Source organism: Candidatus Obscuribacterales bacterium (assembly GCA_036703605.1).
Taxonomy (GTDB): domain Bacteria; phylum Cyanobacteriota; class Cyanobacteriia; order RECH01; family RECH01; genus RECH01.
Genome location: DATNRH010001164.1, coordinates 1 through 1,665, shown reverse-complemented (window position 1 = coordinate 1,665; position 1,665 = coordinate 1). Strand labels below are relative to the sequence as shown.

The following is a 1,665-nucleotide window of genomic DNA, read 5'->3' as shown; positions in this document are numbered from 1 at the left end:
CAGGGCTGATCGGAAAGGATAAAGACAATGCTAGGACGTTGGCTCAGCAGCTTTACCCTTCCGCGCCACTTGGCAGGAAGAAAGACATAGGCAGAGCTGACGCGATTCTGATTGCCAAATTCGGACAAGAAGCGAGAGTTATATGAGGGTTCACATAGTAATCCCAGACACGCAGGTGAAACCCGGCGTCCCTCTCGACCATCTTGGTTGGATTGGGCGGTATATCGTTGACTACCAGCCCGACACCATCATCCACCTTGGGGATCACGCAGACTTTCCCTCCTTAAGCGAGTACGACAAGAAGCATTCCACCTTTCACGGCAGGCGCTATAGAGATGATGTGTTTGCTGCAAAGGAGGGTTGGCGAGTATTGAACCAGCCCATAGAGGACTACAACACCAAGCGCAGGGACTTTAAAGAAAAACAATACAAGCCGATCAAACACATGCTGCTCGGCAACCATGAGGACAGGGTAACAAGGGCGCTTAAAAAAGACGCCGTAACCCTAGAGGGCATGATTGGGCTTGATCAGATCGGCTATGAGGATTACGGGTGGGAGGTTAACCCATTCCTGAAGCCAGTCATTCTCGACGGTGTCCACTACGCGCATTACTTCTATACGCCAAACACCGGCAAGCCATACGGCGGAGTCAATGTAGAGCTTCGGCTGATGAGGATAGGCCACAGCTTCACGATGGGCCACCAGCAGGGCAAGTTGATCGGGGCGAGACACCTATCCGATGGGACAACGCAAAGGGGCTTGGTTGCTGGCTCATGCTACCTGCACGACGAGGAATACAAGGGCTACCAGGCTAACCACCACTGGCGGGGGATCATTGTTAAGCATGAGGTCAGAGGCGGCAATTACGACCTAATGGAAGTCTCTCTTGACTTCCTCTGCCGGAAGTATGAGCAGATGAGATTGAGCAAGTTCCTGCAAGAGAAATACCCGGAGCTTGAAACCGTTTTGAAGCAGGCAGACTGAGGCGAAGGCATGACTACATACAGGTGTAAAAGCATTCTAGGGCTGTGCAAGTGGAGTGGTGTCAATCCAGAGCTTCGGTGGAGCGGTTCGGCCTCAAGAACAGTCTGCCCGGAATGCGGTTCAGATATCAGTACCTTTGAGTCAACCGTAAGCAGCAACACCATAACTGAGCCAGCAAAGCAGATGCTAGGAGCCAGCAAAGAGAAGCCTGACGAGTATTGCACCTACCCGGAGTGTAAATGCCCGCTGGATATTACCCCGGAAAGCGGCTGTGCAACGGGCAAGCCCATACTCTCCGCTGTTCTACCCAGTCGCTCACCAGAAAACAAGCGCCCTGCGGACATAGAGCGGATGTTAAGAAATTCCCCTCTCGACACGCAGGAAGGCGGAAGCCACTACAAAACAATGTCCATCCAGCCAGTCGAGTATATCCACGCCAATAATATCGGCTACTGCGAGGGGGCTGTTATCAAGTATGTGTCGAGATGGAGAAGCAAGAACGGAATTGAGGACTTACGCAAGGCAAGACATTTCATTGATTTGCTAATCGAACTGGAGGCTAGCCATGCTTCGGATAACGCTTGACCTGCTAAATGAACACCAAATGGACGATGAAATATCGACCGTCTGCAACATCGTCGAATCTAATCTAACGCAGGTACAGAAAGAGGAACTCTTTA

At 51.5% G+C, this 1,665-nt stretch carries 2 protein-coding genes; both read left to right on the top strand.

Annotation, left to right across the window (positions count from 1 at the left end):
* Positions 1 to 142 precede the first annotated feature (142 nt).
* The gene (locus V6D20_24215; GenBank protein HEY9818886.1) at positions 143 to 985 is read left to right on the top strand and encodes a hypothetical protein; all 843 of its coding nucleotides are present in this window, start codon (positions 143 to 145) and stop codon (positions 983 to 985) included.
* Between the two features lie 9 nt (positions 986 to 994).
* A complete protein-coding gene (locus V6D20_24210) occupies positions 995 to 1,570 on the top strand; it encodes a DUF3310 domain-containing protein (protein ID HEY9818885.1) in 576 nt (191 codons plus the stop codon).
* Positions 1,571 to 1,665: the final 95 nt, after the last annotated feature.